We start from the raw sequence: 20,781 nt of genomic DNA, 5'->3' as shown, positions 1-20,781 counted from the left end.
ATTAACCACTAATAATAATATTCTATCTCACTAACATATTACTCTATGATGAAAAACTACTTCTTTCAGGTGAAGGGCTGTGCTCTATTGCGAGCGTGTTCCTTCAATCCAAAATCGTTGTCAGGGAAATCGTTTGTTAATTCTACAAGATCATTTTCCTTTTTTCTGATTTTAACATTAGGAACATTCCTAATTGGAACTACACAAGTATATTCACAGATTGCACAAAGAGGAACCTCTACAACTGCAAATAGCGGGAATACGTCTCTTACTATTAATAAACCGACTGGTGTTGTTACTGGCGATATTATGATAGTAAATATTGCTCAGGTCGGAAGCAACAACCTATCTAATCCAACCTGTACCGGATGGACTTTAATTAACGGACAAGACCTTGCTGGTGGTACTGATCGTTGGGGTGCAGTTTTATATAAAATTGCTCTAGCCGGAGAGCCTGCAAATTATACTTTTACGTTAGATGGTGACTCAACAGGAAATGTTGGTTCTATTGTAGCATTTTCGGGAGTAAATACAACCACTCCTTTTGATGTTGCCTCAGGAACTATATCAGTACAAGGTAACCAGACAGGAGTAGTAGCAACCGGAAAAACAACGGTAACTGCGAATGCGGCAATTATCATGTTTGGTATGGCTGCTAACAATGACCCTACATGGGGAAGTTGGAACACCACTTCACCAGGGGCGTTAACAGAGTTATATGATAATCAACGAAATAATGATGCCTCAGTAGGTGCTGCATGGGCGATTAAAGCAACTGCGGGAGCCACGGGAAACGGAACTGCTACACTATCCAACGGAGAGAGAAACGGTGGGATTTTAATTGCCTTAAGACCTGCAACAATTGCCACTCCAACAATAACAAGTTTAAGCGCTACCAGCGGATGCCCTGGAAGTTCATTCATCATTAACGGAACAAATTTAGCAGGAGCGACAGCAGTCACAATAGGAGGAACAGCTGCAACCATTACAGCCACCACAGCTACTACAGTAACAGTAACTGTCGGATCCGGTACAACGGGTCAGGTATCAGTAACAACACCTGGAGGTACTGCAAATAGCGGAATTACAAATTTTACAATAAATACTCCTGCAAACCCTGGAAACCCAACAAGTAATTCACCACAGTGTAACCCAACCGGAGTGACTATAACCAGATCCGGCGCACCAGGTGGAGGAATAACATGGTATTGGCAAACCGTTTCAGGCGGTACATCTACTGCAAATAATTCAACAACACCTTTAGTTGTTACCACATCTGGAACCTATTACATACGTGCATACAACGGTACTTGTTGGAGTAATGGGGAAGGAAGTGTTGCCGTGACAGTAAACAATCCTATTGCAACTTTGGCAACAGCTCCAAGCCCATCAGCAGGAGCTACCGGTATCTGTTATACTGGCACAGGCGCCGTGAGTTCAATTAGCTGGACAGCTGCTGCAGGTGCCAATTCCTATGATGTTTATTTTGGAACAACAGCGGTACCTCCGTTTGTAGTTAATCAAGCGGGAGTTACCTATAACACAGGTGCTTTATCAGCAAATACAACTTACTATTGGAAAATTGTTCCAAGAACTACCCTTTGCGGGATAACAACGGGAACTCCAATCACTTGGAGCTTCACTACAAACATGGTTCCTTGCCATTGTATTCCTTCATCAACAAGTGGCGGGACTTATATTTCAGGAATCACTTCTATTGGAACCTTAAATGATGTTGCTAATGCACCAACAGGATATTCCGCAGGTGGTTATGGTGACTATAGCGGTATCGTTATTGCCACACAAATACCAGGAGGAGGGATCAACACCAATATTAATATAGCCGGAACAAGCTATATCAAAACATTTGTTGACTGGAACAATGATGGTGACTTTGTAGACGCAGGAGAAACAGTATACACTACAGGTGGTACAGCTACCGGTGATACTTCTTATGGCTTTATAGTTCCGGTTGCACAGACTCCTGGAAATTACAGAATGAGAGTCAGAACTAGAGCTTTTGCAGAATCCAGCACCATCGATCCTTGTACTACAGGATATCTAACAGGTGAAACTGAAGATTACACTATAACTATCGTTGCTGATTGCGTAGCAAAAATAACCAGTGTTTCAAATGGCGCATCATGTGGCGTAGGAAGTACAGTAACAATTGGAGCTACAGGAGTTGCAGGTACAACACAATACAGATGGTATGCCGCTGAAACCGGAGGAGCACCAGTCGCTACAACTGCAACAGGTTCTTGGACAACAGGAGCATTAGCAGCTACAACAACGTATTATGTAACCGCTTATAATGGAACTTGCGAATCATGGAACAGAACAGCAGTAAAAGCGACAATTAATCCAACTACAAATATTACAATATCTCCTACAACACCTATATTTTGTGGTGATAATGATATTTTGACAATTAGTGCAACAGGAGATTTTACCGTAGAAGATTTATTCGTAGAAGATTTCGAAAGCGGTCTTGGCGGCCTTACAGTTACCACTCCTACTAATAATAATGGTGGAGCAGATTCTGTATGGAGTGTTAAAACAAGTACTTATGCACCTACAACAACAGCCGTATGGCGTCCTGCAATAAACTCTGGAAGTATTGGAGATAAATTTGCTTTTACTTCTTCAGATTACAGCGGTCAGACTTTAGAAACATTACTGACTACTACAGCAAGCATCAATGCTTCAAGCTATATCGATTTAACATTAACCTTTAAGCATTATTATTCAGACTACGGATCAGACACAGCCTCTATTCAGGTATCAACTGATGGTGGAGGAACATGGACAAATACTCCTGTTACTTACAATTCTGACTTAGGTTCTGCATCACAATTTACTGATGCTACTATAGACTTAACAGCATTTGCAGGTCAGTCTAATTTAAAATTCCGTTTCAGATATGCTGCAGGTTGGGCAGATGGATGGGCTATAGATGATATTCGTTTATATGGTACCAGACCTCTAAACACTACTTTCACTTGGGGTGGAGGAACTGTGGATGCCTATACTGATTTAGCTTGTACAATCCCTTATGTTGCTCAAAGTTTAACAACTATTTACGTAAAACCGAATGCAACACAATTAGCTTCAACAACATGGTCATTTACTGTTAGTGCTACATTAGGAAACGGATGCGTTGCTTCTAAACCTATTACAGTAACTAACAATACTAAAACTTGGATTGGAGGTACTTCAAACTGGGCAACAGCAAGTAACTGGAGTCCTTCAGGAGTTCCTACAGCAGCAAACTGTGTAGTTATACCAAGCAGCAGCAGCAGTGTTATTTCAGGAAGTGGCTACAATGCTTTTGCTAAAAATTTAAAAATCAAATCTTCTGGTAATTTAGAGTTACAATCAACAAACAACCTAACTATAGATGATTGGGTTAATGTAGATGCCACAGGTCTCTTTACTGTCAGAAACAGCGCTAATTTAGTTCAGGTAAATAATGTTGCTAATACAGGTAACATCAAAATGGAACGCATCACAAATATCCGCAGATTGGATTATGTATATTGGTCATCACCAGTATCAGGTGTTGCCGTTAATACTGTTTCTCCATTAACACCTGCAAATGTGATCTGGAAATGGTTACCAACAACTCCTAGACCGTATGCTAGTAATTTTGGAAACTGGACTAACGCAAACGAAACGATGGTAGCTGGAAAAGGATATATTATCCGTGGTCCAAATGGATTTACAACAACAGCTCAGCCTTATACTGCTGGATTTACAGGAGTCCCTAATAATGGAAACATTTCTATGACAATTCTTAGAGACACTTACAACGGAGCAAATTATACAGGACCAACAGCAACAGCAGTTACAAAAGATGATGACAACTGGAATTTGGTAGGAAACCCTTATCCTTCTTCAATTAGTGCTGACGCATTGATTAGTGCGAACCCAGACATTGACGGTAGTATAAGATTATGGACACACGGAACGGCTCCAAGTAACGCCAATCCAAGTCCTTTCTATAACAATTATGCTTATAATTATTCTAGTTCAGATTATATTGTTTACAATTCTATGGGATCAACTCCTCCAGGATTTGCAGGACGTATTGGTGCAGGACAGGCATTCTTTGTACTGATGAATCATGCTACAGCAACACCAGGTGCGTTGACTTTCAATAACACTATGAGAAGTAACACCTATAGCAACAGTCAGTTTTACAGATCTAATTCTAATACTGTAAACACTGATGAGGAGACCATTGAAAGACACCGTATTTGGCTTGACTTGATTGCTCCTTCAGGAAATGTGAACCGAATCTTAGTAGGTTATGCTCAAGGGGCAACGCAAGACAGAGACAGATTATTTGACGCTACTGCACTTGAAAACGGTGTAGCACAAAATTTCTATTCAAAAATTGCCGATGAAAATATGGTTATTCAAGGAAGAGCATTACCATTCAATGTAAGCGACCAGGTGCCCCTTGGAGTTTTACTTCCTCAAAATGGAAGTTACAACATTGCTATTGCTACAACTGATGGTCTGTTTGCAGATCAGTCACAGGATATCTTTTTAGAAGATTTATCAAATGGCACAATCCATAATTTACGTAATGCTCCTTATAATTTCACAGGAACTGCCGGCCGTTACGACAATCGTTTCGTACTAAGATACACACAAACCACATTAGGAAATGATGATTTTGATTATAGCAATTCAGTAAAAGTTTTTGCAGACAATCACATCAACATTGTATCAGGAAATATGGAGATCAAAGAAGTAGCAGTATATGATGTTTTAGGAAAAACATTATTTACTAAACGAAAAGTAGGCAAAAACGAGTTAATTATAAATGAATTAAACGCCACTCAGTCTGCATTGATAGTAAAAGTGACTTTAGAGAATAATGCAATAGTTACTAAGAAGGTAATTTTCTAATATTCAACATTTTCTTTCTTTTTCATAAAAAAGCCATCCTAAAAAGGGTGGCTTTTTTGTATGTATTTTTTTGCAAAAAAGGTGTTCTTTTTTTAAAATTCATGAATTTTGAAATAAAAAATAACCAAATAATTATGCTTTTTATCGATGATTTTACATCTTTCATCGAAAAATTATGCATTTTATCGATATTTATAACCTAATTAGTGTTAATTTATTATTTTTCACAAAATTATCCAATAACTAACTAACCAACTTTATAAATAACCGTGAAAAAAAACTACATTACTAACCTTTCTTTTCTCCCAAATACCACAGAAAAGAAAAAGACACATCTTACACATAAGATTGACCTTAAAAAAAGCCACCTGCTTTTTATCCTGTTCTTATCCCTTTTTACTTTTATTCCAACCCAAAGTTATGCTCAAGGCACAACTTGCGCTACAGCAACATCCCTGACAGTAAATGGTGCTTGTGGAGGCAGCGCATCAATTAGCGATACTTCACAGGATGCTCCTGCTGCAAGTGGTTGCTCCTTTGGCACTTTTCAAAGAGAAGGATGGTATACATTTACTGTTTCAGGGGGACCGCTAAACGTAACTATAACTGCAGAAGCGAACAACAGGAACCTGTTTTTACAATTGATATCCTCGACTTCTTCTTGTACTGGCCTATCACAAATTGCTTGTGCAAACAGCGACACTACAAATAATTCGCTTCAGACCGAAACAATAACTACATCATCTCTGAGCAATGGTATTTATTATGTAAAAGTCATAAACAACGGAGGAAACAACAACATGACATTAAACAGTATTTGCGTGACCGCAACTGTTCCGTTTAATCCATGTTCATCCATCACCAATATTGCATCTTGCGGAACAACTGTAAATGCAACTATTGCTTCAGGTAACGGATCGTATTCCCCATCCGCATGTGGCTGGACTACTGATGGGCAGGAAAAAATATACACTTTTACTCCGGCAACATCAGGAAATTACGCCATACAGCAAACTGCTTCTTATGCTTATATCGATTATCAGTACAAAGTTGCCGGTTCTTGTTCAGGCACGGGCTGGTCTTGCTTCGATGATTTAAGCGGAGCTTCAACAAGCGCTAATGTAGCGCTTATAGGCGGAACACAATATTACATCATGCTTGATCCGGAAAGTACTGCAGGTGGAAATGTGAGCTTTAATGTTGTTTGCGCTCCAACACCATGTACAGCACCTGCTAGTCAGGCATCAGGTTTCACATTAGGAACAGTTACCTCATCAACAATACCTGTAACTTTTACCGGTAGTGCTAACGGTTATTTAATTATACAATCTACATCAAGTACTCCACCATCTCAACCTGTAAACGGAACAGTCTATTCTTCGGCAAACATTAGTACTCTGGGAGCCAGCCTTACTTTCCTCCAAAACAGTACCACAACAGGTTATACTGCATCAGGTTTAGCTGGCAATACAAGATATTATTTTTACATATTCGCCTACAACGACACTAGTTGCTCAGGAGGACCAGTCTATAAAACATTAGGTTCTTTAACAGGAAATGCTATTACATGTCCTGCAGTACCCAACAGTGTTTCATCGTCTGCAACCGCAAGTAGTGTTGCTTTAAACTGGACGGCTCCAACAGGTGGTTCAGCATCCGCAATTACATATACTGCACAAGTAACGACAAACGCCGGCTATACCGCAAACGTTCCCGGCTCACCATTTACCATCAGTGCCCCTACGACGACATTAAATGTTACAGGATTAGCAGCTAACACAACATATTATTATAGAGTTTTAGCCAACAATGGCTGTAGCAGTTCCTATGTAACCGGAAGTGCCGTAACTGCTTATTGTACCCCGGCCCCATCAAGTGTAGATGGAACTGGTATAACCAGAGTAGTGATGGGAACTATCGACAACAGTACTGGAGCTGAAGCCGGAAATTACGGAAATTATTCCGCTCAGGTAATGAGTGGACAGCAAGGAGAAACGATTAGTTTTGCCATCACATTTGCTACAGGCTATACTTATGACACAATGATTTGGATAGACTGGAATAATGATTTGGATTTCGTTGATTCTGGTGAGCAAGTGTATACCGGAGCCTCTTTGGCAACGAATCCTACAACACTTAACGGAACATTTATAGTTCCTGCAGGTGCTATTTTAGGAAATCACAGAATCCGTATTGGAGCTGTTGATTCCGGACCGCCTACACCTTGTTATACCAGCACTTATGGTACTTATGAAGATTACACTATAAATGTTAGCACAGCAGCTTGCGCAGGCACACCTTTAGTAGCTGTAACCATAACTTCACAAACAACCTCAACTGTCAACTGGACGGCAGCATCACCAGCTCCGGCACTAGGTTATCAATATTATTTATCAACATCTAGCACAGCACCTACCGCCGGAACTACTCCTACAGGTTCTACAGCTGCCGGTGTTACAACACTAAATTTAACAGGTTTAACCCTTGGAACTACTTATTACATCTGGATACGCTCTAACTGCAGTGCCGGATCAAAAGGATTTTGGATAGGCCCAACTGCGTTCTACCAGCCAAGCTGTATGCCAGGAACCGGAACCGGAACCTCAACATTAGGATGCCCTTCAGTACTTTCAGGAGGATTAGGTCTAAATGGCGCTGATCCTGCACCAATCACTTGTTCTTCAGCATCAAACTGCGTTGACCTGGAAGCTTCTTACCTAGCATTGGGACAAACCACTAATTATACTGTAGAATCTATACCTTACAGTCCTCCATATCAATTTGGCTGTTTACAAAACCCTGTCAGTGTTAATATTGATGACGTTTGGTCACCAACAATCAACTTGCCTTTTAATTTCTGCTATTATGGCAATAATTATAGTTCTTGTATAATCGGATCTAATGGCTCTTTATCTTTCAACACTGCTAATGCCAGCGGAGCATCAGGATATGCATTCAGCAACAGCTTACCAAGCACAACAGGAGCTTTATTTGCAAATACTATTTACGGTGTTTACCACGATATAGATCCAAGTAAAGGCGGCGAAGTCGGATGGGAGTTAATTACCTTAAATACAGGATGCAGAGCCTTGGTAGCTTCATGGAAAGATGTTCCAATGTTTTCAAACAACGCTCTTTTATATACAGGCATGATGGTGTTGTATGAAAACACCAATGTGATTGAGGTATATATTAAAGAGAAAAAAGTAGACGGTACCTGGAATGGCGGAAACGCTATTGTAGGTGTACAAGATGCCACAGGAACTCAAGCTGTGGTAGCTCCAAACAGAAACGGACTGGATGCAGACTGGACTGTAAACAATGAAGCTTGGAGATTTGTTCCGTCAGGAACATCAATAACATCAGTAAAATGGTTTGAAGGAGCCGGTACTGGCGGTACTGTAGTTGGAACACAAGACACTTTAAACGTATGTCCGTCAACAACCACAACCTATACTGCTGAAGTAACCTATTCATTATGTAATGGTACAACTTTAATTGAAACAGATCAGACTACTGTTACCATTATTGGAAACAAAATATGGAATGGATCTGTAGATATTGACTGGAATAAAAGCAACAACTGGACACCCGTTGGAGTTCCAACTTCTGCAGATTGTGTAATAATCCCTAACACAACTATTGACCCAACGGTTTCGGGAACAGGTGGTTTAGCTAAAAATTTAACGGTGTTAAACGGAGGATTCTTGACAATTGCATCAAGTAATTACATAACAGTAACTGATTTTGTCAATGTAAATACCGGAGGAGATTTCAACATAAAAGACAAAGCAAGTTTGGTTCAGATAAATAATGTCGCCAATACTGGTAATATTAAAATGGACCGTATCTCTAATATCCGCAGATTGGATTATGTATATTGGTCATCGCCTGTAGCAAGTTTTCCTGTAAGCTCTATTTCGCCATTAACACCATCAAACTTAATCTGGAAATGGTTACCAACCACAACCAGAGCATATGCCAGTAATTTTGGTGGCTGGACTAATACCAGTGAGAATATGGTAGTCGGTAAAGGATACATCGTTCGTGGTCCAAACGGATTTACAGCAGCAACCCAACCTTATACGGCTTCATTTACAGGGGTTCCAAATAATGGAAATCTTTCCCTACCTATCGTTAGAGATACTTATAACGGAGGAAATTATACTGGCCCAACTATAACATCTGTTACCAAAGATGATGATAACTGGAATTTAACAGGTAACCCTTATCCGTCTGCGATTAGAGCAATAGACTTTTTAGCCGCAAACCCAACCGTCGATGGAAACATACGATTATGGACTCATGGAACTCCACCGATAGCTGGTAATTCTGATCCATTTTACACAAATTATGCTTATAATTATGCTGGATCCGATTATTTGATATACAATGCAATGGGATCAACTCCTCCTGGATTTAGTGGTTATATTGGCGCAGGACAAGCTTTCTTCGTGTTGATGAACCATGTTTCTGCAACGCCGAGCAGTATATCATTCAACAACAGTATGAGAAGCAATACATATACTAATGGTCAATTTTACAGATCCAATTCTAATCAGGTGAATAGTGAAGATGATATCGAAAGACATCGTATTTGGCTAGATTTACTGGCTCCTTCTGGAAATGTAAACCGCATTTTAGTTGGATATGCTCAAGGAGCCACTCAAGATAGAGACAGAATGTTTGACGCTACCGTGCTTGAAGGTGTTAACCAGAATTTCTATTCTCGAATTGCAGATGAAAACATGGTTATTCAAGGAAGAACCTTACCGTTTGACCAAAACGACCAGATTCCTCTTGGAGTATTGCTGCCACAAAATGGAAATTATAGTATTGCCATTGCTAAAACAGACGGTTTATTTGCTGATGAAAGCCAAAATATCTTTTTAGAAGATTTAGTAACCGGCACCATTCATAACCTACGCAGTGCTCCGTATAATTTCACAGCAGTAAGTGGTCGTTTTGACAACCGTTTTGTTCTTAGATATACACAAACAACCTTGAGTAATCCAGATGTAAACACCATTGAAAACTCTGTAATTGTTTACAAAACCGACAAATTGAATATAAAATCTACTCTTGAACCTATCAAGGAGGTTACAGTTTATGACGTATTAGGAAAATTGTTGGTAAACAAGAAAAACGTAAACAAAAACGAATTAACAATCAATGAATTAAACCCTACATCTGATGTACTTCTTGTGAAGGTCATTCTTGAAAACAACAGTGTTGTAATTAAAAAAGTAATCTATTAATTCTACCCTCATAACTTAACTTAACCAAAAAAGCCTCTAGTAAATCAGAGGCTTTTTTTTCGCAGAATAATAGCTCCAAAAATAGCCTTTTTATCGATGATTTCAAATACTTAATCCGTTTTTGGTTCAATTATACCATAATGTTAATTAAATGAAATAACTTTATAGTTCCAAAAAAAACGTACCAGAGAAATAGTTTGTTTTAGTTCATAATTAGTAATCATAAACTATAATAATATGAAACGAACAAAATTACTTTTCGCTTTGGGAGTTACATTATTACTTACACAAATTATTTATTCTCAAGTAGGAGTTGGCACAACTTCACCAACTGCAAAATTGCAAATTGCAGCCGGTACTGCTGTTGTAAATACGGCGCCGCTCAAATTGACTGCCGGAACAAACCTGACTACACCGGAAAGTGGTGCAGTGGAGTTTGACGGAACAAATTATTATGCAAGTTCAGGAAGCACAAGATATACCTTATCCAAAACACTTACTGCTAGCTCTAGTTTGAATTTTCCCAGCCTTAACGCCGGTACTACATCAACTTTGACAGTAACAATTACTGGCGCTCAAGTAAATGACCCGGTTGCTTTAGGGATCCCTATTGCCACAATTACAGATAGCAGACTTGACTTTCAAGCATGGGTAAGTGCCGCAGACACAGTAACAATAAGAGTTACAAACTTAACGCTAGGCACAATTAACCCTCCGGCCGGAACATTTAAAGTGGCTGTATTAAAATTTTGAAACGATTCAATCAAGGAAGAATCACTTCATAACAACATTGACGTAATAAATCACAAATACTTAAAAGAACTCCAGAAAGACCTTTGCTTTAAATAGCTGAGGTTTTTTTCATTAGCATACGCTTCTCTTTCGAAAGAAATATTCCTATATGCTAAATGCTTGTCCTTATATTGTATCCATCGGAATAAAAACTCCGTGCCATACCAGAAAAAAAAAGGGATAACCAACATTTCAATCTGCTGAGAAATATGGATTCTTTCATGGTTCAGCATCACCGCATCTTCCCTATCCTTCCTGTTTACCAAAATAATAAAAGGAAAAAGTGTAATGCCGCGAAAGCCTTTTGGCGTTAAATATTTTAATACTAATACAATCATTACAGGTAAAGTTCCTAAATTTGTCCGTATGAATGACCAAAATAAAGAAAATAAATTAATTGAAGGAGAAGATTTTTATTATACTCCCGAAGGTTATAAGTGTTTTACCGAGAAGTACCACCTAAAAAGGGGATATTGCTGCAAAAGTGGCTGCCGTCATTGCCCTTATGGCTTTGACAGAAAAACAGGAACCAACAAAAAACCGGCAACAGACAACTAACAACAGCTAATCATGGACATTCATTTACTGAGATACAAAATAAAAATCCACAAGTCCTATCACAGGTCTGACATTCGATATCCCTAGTTTTCTATTCCCCGATAAAATATAGAAAACAAATAATCGAATAACCTAATAAATACAAAATGACTTTTCAAGAACAAATAACACAAGGAATCCCATCGGTTTTACCACAGCCAAAACCATACGAAATCAATATAAACCACGCTCCAAAACGTAAAGAAATACTGTCTGAAGAAGAAAAAAAACTGGCCCTGAAAAATGCCCTGCGTTATTTCGATTCAAAAGACCACGCCGAACTGATTCCTGAATTTAAAGAGGAATTACACAATTACGGACGTATTTATATGTACCGACTGCGTCCGGATTACAACATGTATGCCCGACCTATTTCTGAATATCCCGGAAAATGCGAACAGGCAAAAGCTATCATGCTCATGATTCAGAACAATCTGGATTATGCTGTAGCACAACATCCTCACGAATTAATCACGTATGGAGGAAACGGCGCTGTGTTCAGTAACTGGGCTCAATACTTGCTGACCATGAAATACCTTTCTGAAATGACTGAAGAACAGACTTTAGTTATGTATTCAGGTCATCCTATGGGATTATTTCCTTCGCACAGTGAAGCACCAAGAGTTGTGGTTACGAACGGAATGATGATTCCTAACTATTCCAAACCGGATGATTGGGAAAAATTCAATGCCTTAGGCGTAACGCAATATGGTCAGATGACAGCCGGAAGTTATATGTACATTGGCCCGCAAGGAATCGTACATGGCACAACTATCACCGTTTTAAACGGGTTCAGAAAAATTAAAAAAAGCCCATCCGGAAACTTATTCGTAACTTCCGGGTTAGGCGGAATGAGCGGCGCACAGCCAAAAGCAGGAACTATTGCAGGATGTATAACTGTTTGTGCTGAAGTAAATCCTAAAATCACCAGAATCCGTCATGAACAAGGATGGATTCATGAAGTACACGAGAATATAGAAGAATTAGTTATCCGTGTACGAAAAGCACAGGAAAACAAAGAAATTGTATCCCTTGCCTATTTAGGAAATATTGTAGACGTCTGGGAGCGTTTTGATCAGGAAAATTTACATATCGATTTAGGTTCTGATCAGACATCACTTCACAACCCTTGGGCAGGCGGTTATTATCCGGTAGGAATCTCTTTTGAAGAAGCCAACGAAATGATGGCCAATAATCCGGAACAATTTAAAGCAGAAGTTCAGAAAACATTAAGACGCCACGCAGAAGCTATCAACAGACATACTGCAAAAGGAACCTATTTTTTCGATTACGGAAACGCTTTCTTACTGGAAGCTTCTCGTGCTGGAGCCGATGTGATGGCACCAAACGGAATCGACTTTAAATACCCTAGTTATGTTCAGGACATCATGGGACCAATGTGTTTCGATTACGGATTCGGACCATTCCGATGGGTTTGTACCTCAGGAAAACCGGAAGATTTAGCAAAAACGGATGCTATTGCCTGCCAGGTTTTGGAAGAAATGAAAAAAAATTCACCTGCCGAAATCCAACAGCAAATGGCAGATAATATTCAATGGATTAAAGGAGCTCAGGAAAACAAACTGGTCGTAGGTTCGCAAGCCAGAATCCTATATGCCGATGCAGAAGGAAGAACTAAAATAGCAGAAGCCTTCAATCAGGCAATTGCTAAAGAAGAAATAGGCTACGTAGTTTTAGGACGTGACCATCATGATGTTTCAGGCACTGATTCTCCATACAGAGAAACCTCAAATATTTATGACGGTTCCCGTTTTACTGCCGATATGGCCATTCAAAATGTAATCGGGGACAGTTTCCGCGGTGCTACATGGGTTTCTATCCACAATGGTGGCGGAGTTGGCTGGGGAGAAGTAATCAATGGCGGATTTGGCATGGTTCTGGACGGTAGTGCAGCCGCATCAAGACGTTTGGAATCAATGCTGTTCTGGGATGTAAACAATGGTATCTCCAGAAGAAGCTGGGCAAGGAACGAAGGTGCTATTTTTGCAATAAAAAGAGCCATGGAGACGCAACCTTTATTAAAAGTTACCATCCCTAATATAGTAGATGATTCATTATTATAATTTTAGGTTTAAAGTTAGCGTTAGTATTTAAGCTTTAAACTTTAAAGCGTTTAACTTAAATAAGGAACTATGAAAACAATAAAAATTTTAGCCGTATTACTTGTATTTGCAATTACATCGTGCAGTACCGTAAGAGTAAATTCTGATTATGATAAATCTGTAAATTTTAGCCAATACAAAACCTATGCTTTTCATAAAAGCGGAATTGATAAAGCCGAAATTTCCGATTTGGATAAAAAAAGAATCCTTAAGTCTATCGACGCGCAATTGTCTGCAAAAGGAATGACTAAAAGTGAAACTCCTGATTTATTGGTCAATATTTTCACTAAAGAAAGAGAGCGTATCGACGTAAACCAATTCAATGCAGGATGGGGTTACGGGTGGGGCTACGGGTGGAATCCTTACCTATGGGGAGGAAGAACGTACGTATCCTCTTCTACCGAAGGGACATTATACATTGATTTAATTGATGCAAAAAACAAAGAACTTATCTGGGAAGGAATGGGCACAGGATATCTAACGCAGGATACCCATAAAAAAGACGAACGTATCAACGAGTTTGTTACAAAAATCATCGCTGAATTCCCCCCGCAATCCAAATAATACAAAATTCACTTTCTGTAAGAAGCCTGTTTTTTAAGACAGGTTTCTTTTTTTTCTCTCCTGTTCAGTCATAGTCCCATTCCGGAAACACAGTCGCCTATCTTAACTTATCTTCTACTTAAAGTGCGGGATATAGTATGGATATAGCATGGATATAGTATGCTTACCTGCCTAATACTACCTTCAAAAGATACTTTAAGCTGCATCAAAATACATTGTTAATTCGCATTGTATTCTCATTAAACATTTTGTAATTTTACCCGAAATACAATAGCCACAGAAATCATGGATACCGAATTTCAAACCAATCCGCTAATAGAAAGACTGCCTAAACACTTAAAACAGTTTATCAAACCGCAAAATTATGAGGAATACACTCCTGTTAACCAGGCGGTATGGCGCTATGTAATGCGTAAAAATGTTGATTATCTTTCGAAAGTAGCTCATGATTCTTATCTGGACGGACTACAGAAAACCGGGCTTGAAATCGAGAATATCCCGAACATGTATGGCATGAACCGTATCCTGAAAGAAATCGGTTGGGCTGCTGTCGCTGTTGACGGTTTTATTCCGCCAAATGCCTTTATGGAATTCCAGGCGTATAATGTTCTAGTCATTGCCTCTGATATCCGTCAGCTGGAACATATAGAATACACACCCGCTCCGGACATTATTCACGAAGGTGCCGGTCACGCTCCTATTATTGCCAATCCTGAATATGCAGAATACCTGCGCCGTTTTGGAGAAATAGGCTGTAAAGCCATCTCATCAGCAAGAGATTACGAAATGTACGAGGCCATCCGTTTGTTATCCATTTTGAAAGAAGCAGAAGGAACGCCTAAAGAAGAAATCGAAGCTATTGAAAAGCGTGTTGATGATTTACAAAATGACATGGGTGAGCTTTCAGAAATGGCTCAAATCAGAAACCTGCACTGGTGGACCGTAGAATATGGTTTAATAGGCACCCTTGACAATCCTAAAATATATGGTGCCGGACTGCTCTCTTCTATTGGGGAGAGCGCTTGGTGCATGACTGATAATGTAAAAAAGCTGCCTTATGACATTCATGCCGTAGACCAAAGTTTTGACATCACCAAACCACAACCGCAATTGTACGTCACTCCTGATTTCGCACACCTGAATCAGGTATTGGAAGAATTTGCCAATAAAATGGCCTTGCGTACCGGAGGGCTTTCCGGAATACAGAAACTAATCAAGTCCAATGCATTAGGCACCATTGAATTGAGTACAGGAATCCAGATTTCCGGTGTTTTCACGAATGTAATTGAGCATCAAGGGAAACCTATTTACATTCAAACCACAGGGAAAACTGCCTTATCCAACCGGGAAAAAGAACTAGTAGGCCACGGAACGGAATACCATAGTGAAGGTTTTGGCTCCCCTATCGGTAAGCTGAAAGGCATCAACCTTGCTATAGAAGACATGAGTCCTCGTGACTTAAGCGCTTACGCCATTTCAGAAGGACAAAAGGTAACCCTAGAATTCGAAGGCGACATTATCGTATCGGGTGAGATCATTACCGGGTCACGCAACCTTCAAGGGCAGATCATTACTATCAGTTTTAAAAACTGTACAGTAACGCATCATGACACTGTATTGTTCCAACCAGAATGGGGCATTTATGACATGGCCATTGGCAAGAAGGTTATTTCTGCTTTTTCCGGTCCAGCCGATATACGAAGCTTTGACTTGATTACACATGTTCCTTCCAGCAAAACAATCAAAGCCAAGAAAACTCAGGAACGTGAAGAACTGGAAAGCTTGTACCAAAACATTCGCAACATAAGAGAAGGCAAACCATCGGTTATAACGCTTGAAGCAACGTTTGACAAACTGATTGAAAACCATCCGAAAGACTGGTTGCTATCTGTTGAGATTACCGAACTGGCGCATCGTGAAAACAATATCGTTTTGGAACAAAAGACAACCAAACATTTGGAAGCACTTAAAGTCATCCGACCTGAGGCTGCCAAATTGATTTCAAATGGATTGGATCTTATTTTTGATAAAGCTACTGCTTAATTACAAGGCAAACTGCTTTTCGGAAGTAACTTCTAAACCTTTATACTGAACTTTCCAGCCTATTGAATGGGTTACCAGCAACAGTTTGGAAAGTTCACTTATCAATCTGTTCTGTGCATTCGTTTTTAAGGTAGATTTCGCTATTTTTACAGCCAGATCCGCTTTGACTTTCTTGGTAATCTTATTAAAATCCTCTCCCGTAAATTCATTTAGCTTACTCTGCTCTATATCGTAATATTGGATATCCGGGCTGATTTTGATTTCTTCTTTCGGGATATTCAATATCGTAATGGTTTTGTCTTTCTCGCTGATGTCATACTTCATCTGGCGCAAATCATACGCCACCGTAACATCAGAGTTGACCACTACCAATGCTTTTTTATCGAAAGAAATCATACCGCCTAAATAGCTGTCTTTGTCTTTATACGTAAGCACTTGAGAGAAATGCCCTTCGGTAACTACTAATTTGCCGACGTTCTTTATTTGCTCTTGGATGAGATTAGAATTGTATTCGGATGTAGCCTCCGTATCGGTGGCAAAGGACTTTATGACAAGAAAAACCAGGATACCGATTAAAAGCAGATAGAATAATTTCTTATAGTTGATAAGGTGGACCATACTTATTCGAATTTCATATTAGGAAACTGCAATGCTAATGTATTGATTTTTTGATTCAGATTTTGCAAAAACTTCTGATGGCTTTCGGAATTAGGATTAAAAGGCCTGTGTGCCAGCGCTTTTTGTATTGCATCCACTGCTTCCATCGTAGAAAAAGCTTCGGATGAGATGACCGTTTCAATAAATCGCTCCCAGATATAATCTATGGCCAATTGGTTTGGATGCAGCATATCTTCAGCATAGAACCGATAATCACGTAGTTCATCCATCATAATTTCATAGGACGGAAAGTAGGCCAAACGTTCGCTTTCTGAATTTAAAACCGCATGCAAAGCCGCAATAAGATGCGATTTACTTTGTTGGTTTTGGACAAAGCCATCCTTGATGTGACGAACTGGGGAAACAGTAAAGAGGATATGGGCTTTTGGATTGGCTTCTGTAAGTAAAGCGATGGTGTTGTTGAGGTTGTATTGTATGGTTTCGGTAGAAAGGAGTTCTTTCGTGAATTGTTTCTGGGGGACTTTATGGCAATTGGCTACAATAGCTCCATTATTCCGGTATACCCATGCGGTGCCTAAGGTGATCAGGATATGGGTAGCTTCGGTTATTTGAGTATGGGCAGATTCGAGAATGGTATTGAGATTGCTTAACAACTGCTCTTTGTCAGGGTGGCTGCATTGCGAATGTACATCGAAAGAATGCCAGGCTTCGTTATGGAAAAATACATCAGTTGGGGTAAATCGTTCTTTGGCGAGGGCCTTACGGATGATTTTTTCGATGGAAACCGGGTTGAATATGATACCGAAGGGGTTGACTGTATTTTGGAACTTGAAGTACTCCAGCTTCTCCCCTATATTTTCAGCAAAACAGGAACCCAGTGAGATTATTTTGGAACTATAGCTTATGGGAAACGGGTGATTGGGAATAGGAATGGTGGTAGAGAACTGCATGGTGGACACGATTAGTAGTCAAAAATAGTGAATAGTTTTTAGATTTTAGTTTACAGTTTACGGTTTACAGTTTGCAAGGGCTTCAACTGTATGAAAAATAGCTTCTTTCTTATAAAAAGTATAGTATACCTTATGAAAACTATCATTTACCTTATGAAAACTATCTTCTACTTTATGCAAAGTATCTTCTACTTTATGCAAAGTATCTTCTACCTTATGCAAAGCATTTTCTACCATATGTAAAATAGTTTCTACCGGACTTTTATAGAAATCTTTCCATAAAAACAAAATACTATTTTCTTTGTTGAAATGGATGGTAATTATCTTTTGTTAAAAAATGAACAAAACGGAGGTCCTTGATAATTATTTTGTAGTATAATTCTTATATTAGATATTTAAAAATATATTAACCATTTAAAATTTAAGTATCATGGGTTCAAAAATCCGAAGAGAAGAGTACACCACTTTGGGTGATTTTATATTGCCTAATTTCAGAAGAGACCAGGCAGCTATTGCGGTGCATTATCCAAAATTGAATGTCACTTATTTAGCAGCTTTTATGGCCAAACTCGAGTTTGTAAAGGAACTGGAAAGCAAGCTCGTATTGAATGAGCAGCAAAAAAATGCAACAAGAAACCTGTATGAATTGGCTAATGAAATAAACAGCAGTTTAAATTACCTGAGCAGTTACCTGAAGGATGCCGGGCTTAACAACGGACTTATTACGGAATTGAAAACCGAGCTGCACAAACGTAATATAGAAGGTGCCATACTTAAAATGGAAGCTATAAAACAATATGTGGCAACGTATCAGGGTGTTTTGGAAGTCGAGGGCATGCCTTCAAACTATGTTGATGTATTGACTGGATACAAGTTGCAACTCGAAACTGGCAATACCCTGCAGAACCAATTTATGGACAAGATGAAACAACTGACGGAAACCAACACGGCACATTATGAGGAGCTGTATAAATACATAGCCAATATTGCCAGAAAAGGCAAACTGGTTTTTAAAGATACGGTGCGTCAGGAAGAGTATACTTTGAGCAAGAATATTGGTCGAATGAGGGCTTCAGCTCAGCGGAACACCCAAACGCAGGATACAGATGCTGTCTGACAGAAATGAAAAGAAACCTCACATTCCAGTGAGGTTTCTTTATAATAATTTATTCGTAGAAAAACTGCGAATTGCTCGATGAAAATGAAAAAGTATTTTGGAAGCAGTTTTCCGCAGCCCGGATGGAAACGGCATCCTTTTGTTTTTTTCTTTAAAAAACAAAAGATATAGTGTACAGCCGGAACAGCTGCCCTGATGCGCTTATTAAAATAAAAACCCCACGAAAAGTGAGGTCTTATTAGGTTTTAAAAATTGAATTTCAGGATTTTGTAGGTCTTTTTCTCCCGGTTGTTTTCCAATAAGACAATACCTGTTTTTGTAATATAACCGTTGAAATCCCTTTCGGTTTCCAAGTCTCTTTTCAGGTATTCCCTTACATTCTTGTTCAGCTTACAGGCAATAAGCGTATTGATATCGAGGTTGTTTTTGCCGTAAAGGTCTTTCATCACGATTCCTGTTTTGATTTCGTTGCCAGACCAAACCATGAGTTTTGCATTACTCATTTTTACTTTAATATCCTCACATCTTTGGATTTTACCTGTAGCAGGATCCATGGTAATGAAATTGGCCAGTTTGTTTTCCGGATTGTAAATACTGACCACAATTTCTTTCTCATTGATTTTGAAAAATCGTAAGTCAAGCCAATAGGCATTTTGCGCATTATCAAATTCGTTCTCTTTATTTGCTAATTCTTTTTCCAATTTCCAAATCAACTCCCCTTTCGTATTGAATTTATGCACATAAAACCCTGAAGGATACACGGCATTCATCGTCCATGCTTTTTTCTTCGCATAGACACCATATACATAATAAAAATCTTCATTCGGACCTTCTACATATACATTTCCTGTCGCCATTTCCGTAAAAAGTCTGTGTGTAGTTACTGCTGACTGATAATAAGTCATTTTATAGCCGCTCAAGCCATTATTAGAAAGCGCAAAAAACTTTCCGTCTTTCAGCTCGATGGCGAAACTGGTTCTTTTGACCACATTCCAATCGGCATCTACACTGGTCAAATTGTATTGGTTTTTAGTTAGATCTTCACTCAAGAGTTTATTGACCATCAGAAGATTTTCGTTGTTGGAATTTCCTACTTCATAAATCGTTTTCTTTTTGTATTCCTCTCTCTTTGCTTTAGACTCATCCAGAAAAATCCTGTAAAGTTCTCCTTCAAATAATTGTGGGAATGGCGGAAGGGTAAATTCTTTAGTGTTTTTGGAGAAATCATTCAGGCTGATTCTTTTGACATACATTTCTTTAGAAAGATCATCGCTTTTGGGATCAATCTTATATCCAAAATAGAATGCAAAATCCTTATGGTAAGCTGTGGTTGCCGTTCTGAAGTTTTTAAATTCATTCCTGTATTGAAATCTTTTAGAATTACCGCTTTTATCGATCACCATACTATCTGATACTGACACTGTCAAATCGCCTGTTTTGCTTAAGTAAAAATCATAATCTATAGGCGAAGCATCCATTCCTCTGCCAAAAAAAGCGGATAACCCTTTGTAATCGGATTCGACCACATCCTTGCTGTATACTAATTCTAGGTTGCTGTCGTATCTGTTGATTTCCACTTTTGCTTTCTTGGAAGACTTGTAATCCCCTGAAACAAATATAACATCACCGTTTTCGTTAATATCGTGGTAGAGGTGTTTGTATTTTTCCTTAAACACTACATTTATCGCTTTATCTTGTGCATTGACTGTACTGATGGTTCCCAAAAGCACTAGAGTAAGTAATTTTTTCATCATATTTTTTGAGGCTTTCTTTTATTTTTTTACAAAGAAAGCAAAAAA

The 20,781-nt window shown here is 39.0% G+C and carries 13 protein-coding genes; 8 read left to right on the top strand and 5 right to left on the bottom strand.

The window, feature by feature from the left end; all coding sequences use genetic code 11:
* Window positions 1–45: 45 nt before the first annotated feature.
* The 3 genes from ACRDEC_RS07655 to ACRDEC_RS07645 all read left to right on the top strand — a co-directional run bounded on the left by ACRDEC_RS07655 (window position 46) and on the right by ACRDEC_RS07645 (window position 10,931).
* On the top strand, window positions 46–4,920 hold the full coding sequence (locus tag ACRDEC_RS07655) for a GEVED domain-containing protein (protein ID WP_431497749.1): 4,875 nt from the start codon (window positions 46–48) through the stop codon (window positions 4,918–4,920).
* Window positions 4,921–5,189: 269 nt separating this feature from the next.
* Entirely contained in the window at window positions 5,190–10,178 is a 4,989-nt protein-coding gene (locus ACRDEC_RS07650; RefSeq protein ID WP_431497748.1) for a GEVED domain-containing protein, read from the top strand.
* 237 nt (window positions 10,179–10,415) lie between these two features.
* Window positions 10,416–10,931: a hypothetical protein gene (locus tag ACRDEC_RS07645; protein ID WP_431497747.1), complete on the top strand. Its 516-nt coding sequence runs from the start codon at window positions 10,416–10,418 to the stop codon at window positions 10,929–10,931.
* A 50-nt stretch (window positions 10,932–10,981) separates the two neighbouring features.
* Here the strand turns inward: ACRDEC_RS07645 and ACRDEC_RS07640 are convergent, their stop codons facing one another.
* Window positions 10,982–11,308, bottom strand: coding sequence for a hypothetical protein (locus ACRDEC_RS07640; protein WP_431497746.1), 327 nt, complete (start codon window positions 11,306–11,308; stop codon window positions 10,982–10,984).
* 28 nt (window positions 11,309–11,336) lie between these two features.
* On the opposite strand from ACRDEC_RS07640, the gene ACRDEC_RS07635 reads away from it, so the two are divergent.
* The 4 genes from ACRDEC_RS07635 (at window position 11,337) to ACRDEC_RS07620 (ending at window position 16,297) form a co-directional block, all read left to right on the top strand.
* Window positions 11,337–11,528 carry a DUF5522 domain-containing protein gene (locus tag ACRDEC_RS07635; RefSeq protein WP_431497745.1) on the top strand — a complete coding sequence of 64 codons (192 nt, stop codon included), beginning with the start codon at window positions 11,337–11,339 and terminating at the stop codon, window positions 11,526–11,528.
* A 146-nt stretch (window positions 11,529–11,674) separates the two neighbouring features.
* Window positions 11,675–13,651 (top strand): urocanate hydratase, encoded by a 1,977-nt coding sequence (locus tag ACRDEC_RS07630; RefSeq protein ID WP_431497744.1) that lies wholly within the window; start codon window positions 11,675–11,677, stop codon window positions 13,649–13,651.
* 69 nt (window positions 13,652–13,720) lie between these two features.
* Window positions 13,721–14,254, top strand: coding sequence for a DUF4136 domain-containing protein (locus tag ACRDEC_RS07625; protein WP_431497743.1), 534 nt, complete (start codon window positions 13,721–13,723; stop codon window positions 14,252–14,254).
* A 285-nt stretch (window positions 14,255–14,539) separates the two neighbouring features.
* On the top strand, window positions 14,540–16,297 hold the full coding sequence (locus ACRDEC_RS07620) for an aromatic amino acid hydroxylase (protein WP_431497742.1): 1,758 nt from the start codon (window positions 14,540–14,542) through the stop codon (window positions 16,295–16,297).
* On the opposite strand, the gene ACRDEC_RS07615 is transcribed toward ACRDEC_RS07620, so the two are convergent.
* The 3 genes from ACRDEC_RS07615 to ACRDEC_RS07605 are packed head-to-tail and all read right to left on the bottom strand — an operon-like array spanning window position 16,298 to window position 18,102.
* Window positions 16,298–16,915 (bottom strand): DUF4230 domain-containing protein, encoded by a 618-nt coding sequence (locus tag ACRDEC_RS07615; RefSeq protein WP_431497741.1) that lies wholly within the window; start codon window positions 16,913–16,915, stop codon window positions 16,298–16,300.
* 2 nt (window positions 16,916–16,917) lie between these two features.
* Window positions 16,918–17,865 (bottom strand): GSCFA domain-containing protein, encoded by a 948-nt coding sequence (locus ACRDEC_RS07610; RefSeq protein WP_431497740.1) that lies wholly within the window; start codon window positions 17,863–17,865, stop codon window positions 16,918–16,920.
* 57 nt (window positions 17,866–17,922) lie between these two features.
* The gene (locus tag ACRDEC_RS07605; protein WP_431497739.1) at window positions 17,923–18,102 is read right to left on the bottom strand and encodes a hypothetical protein; all 180 of its coding nucleotides are present in this window, start codon (window positions 18,100–18,102) and stop codon (window positions 17,923–17,925) included.
* 193 nt (window positions 18,103–18,295) lie between these two features.
* Here ACRDEC_RS07605 and ACRDEC_RS07600 point away from each other — a divergent pair, with 193 nt between their 5' ends.
* Window positions 18,296–18,982, top strand: a complete 687-nt coding sequence (locus ACRDEC_RS07600) for a hypothetical protein (RefSeq protein ID WP_431497738.1) — start codon at window positions 18,296–18,298, stop codon at window positions 18,980–18,982.
* 245 nt (window positions 18,983–19,227) lie between these two features.
* Here the strand turns inward: ACRDEC_RS07600 and ACRDEC_RS07595 are convergent, their stop codons facing one another.
* Window positions 19,228–20,736 carry a hypothetical protein gene (locus ACRDEC_RS07595; protein ID WP_431497737.1) on the bottom strand — a complete coding sequence of 503 codons (1,509 nt, stop codon included), beginning with the start codon at window positions 20,734–20,736 and terminating at the stop codon, window positions 19,228–19,230.
* Window positions 20,737–20,781 lie beyond the last annotated feature (45 nt).

The organism is Flavobacterium sp., from assembly GCF_050696275.1.
Lineage (GTDB): Bacteria > Bacteroidota > Bacteroidia > Flavobacteriales > Flavobacteriaceae > Flavobacterium.
The sequence above is the reverse complement of the archived record's forward strand: the minus strand, read 5'-3'. Positions and strand labels throughout refer to the sequence as shown.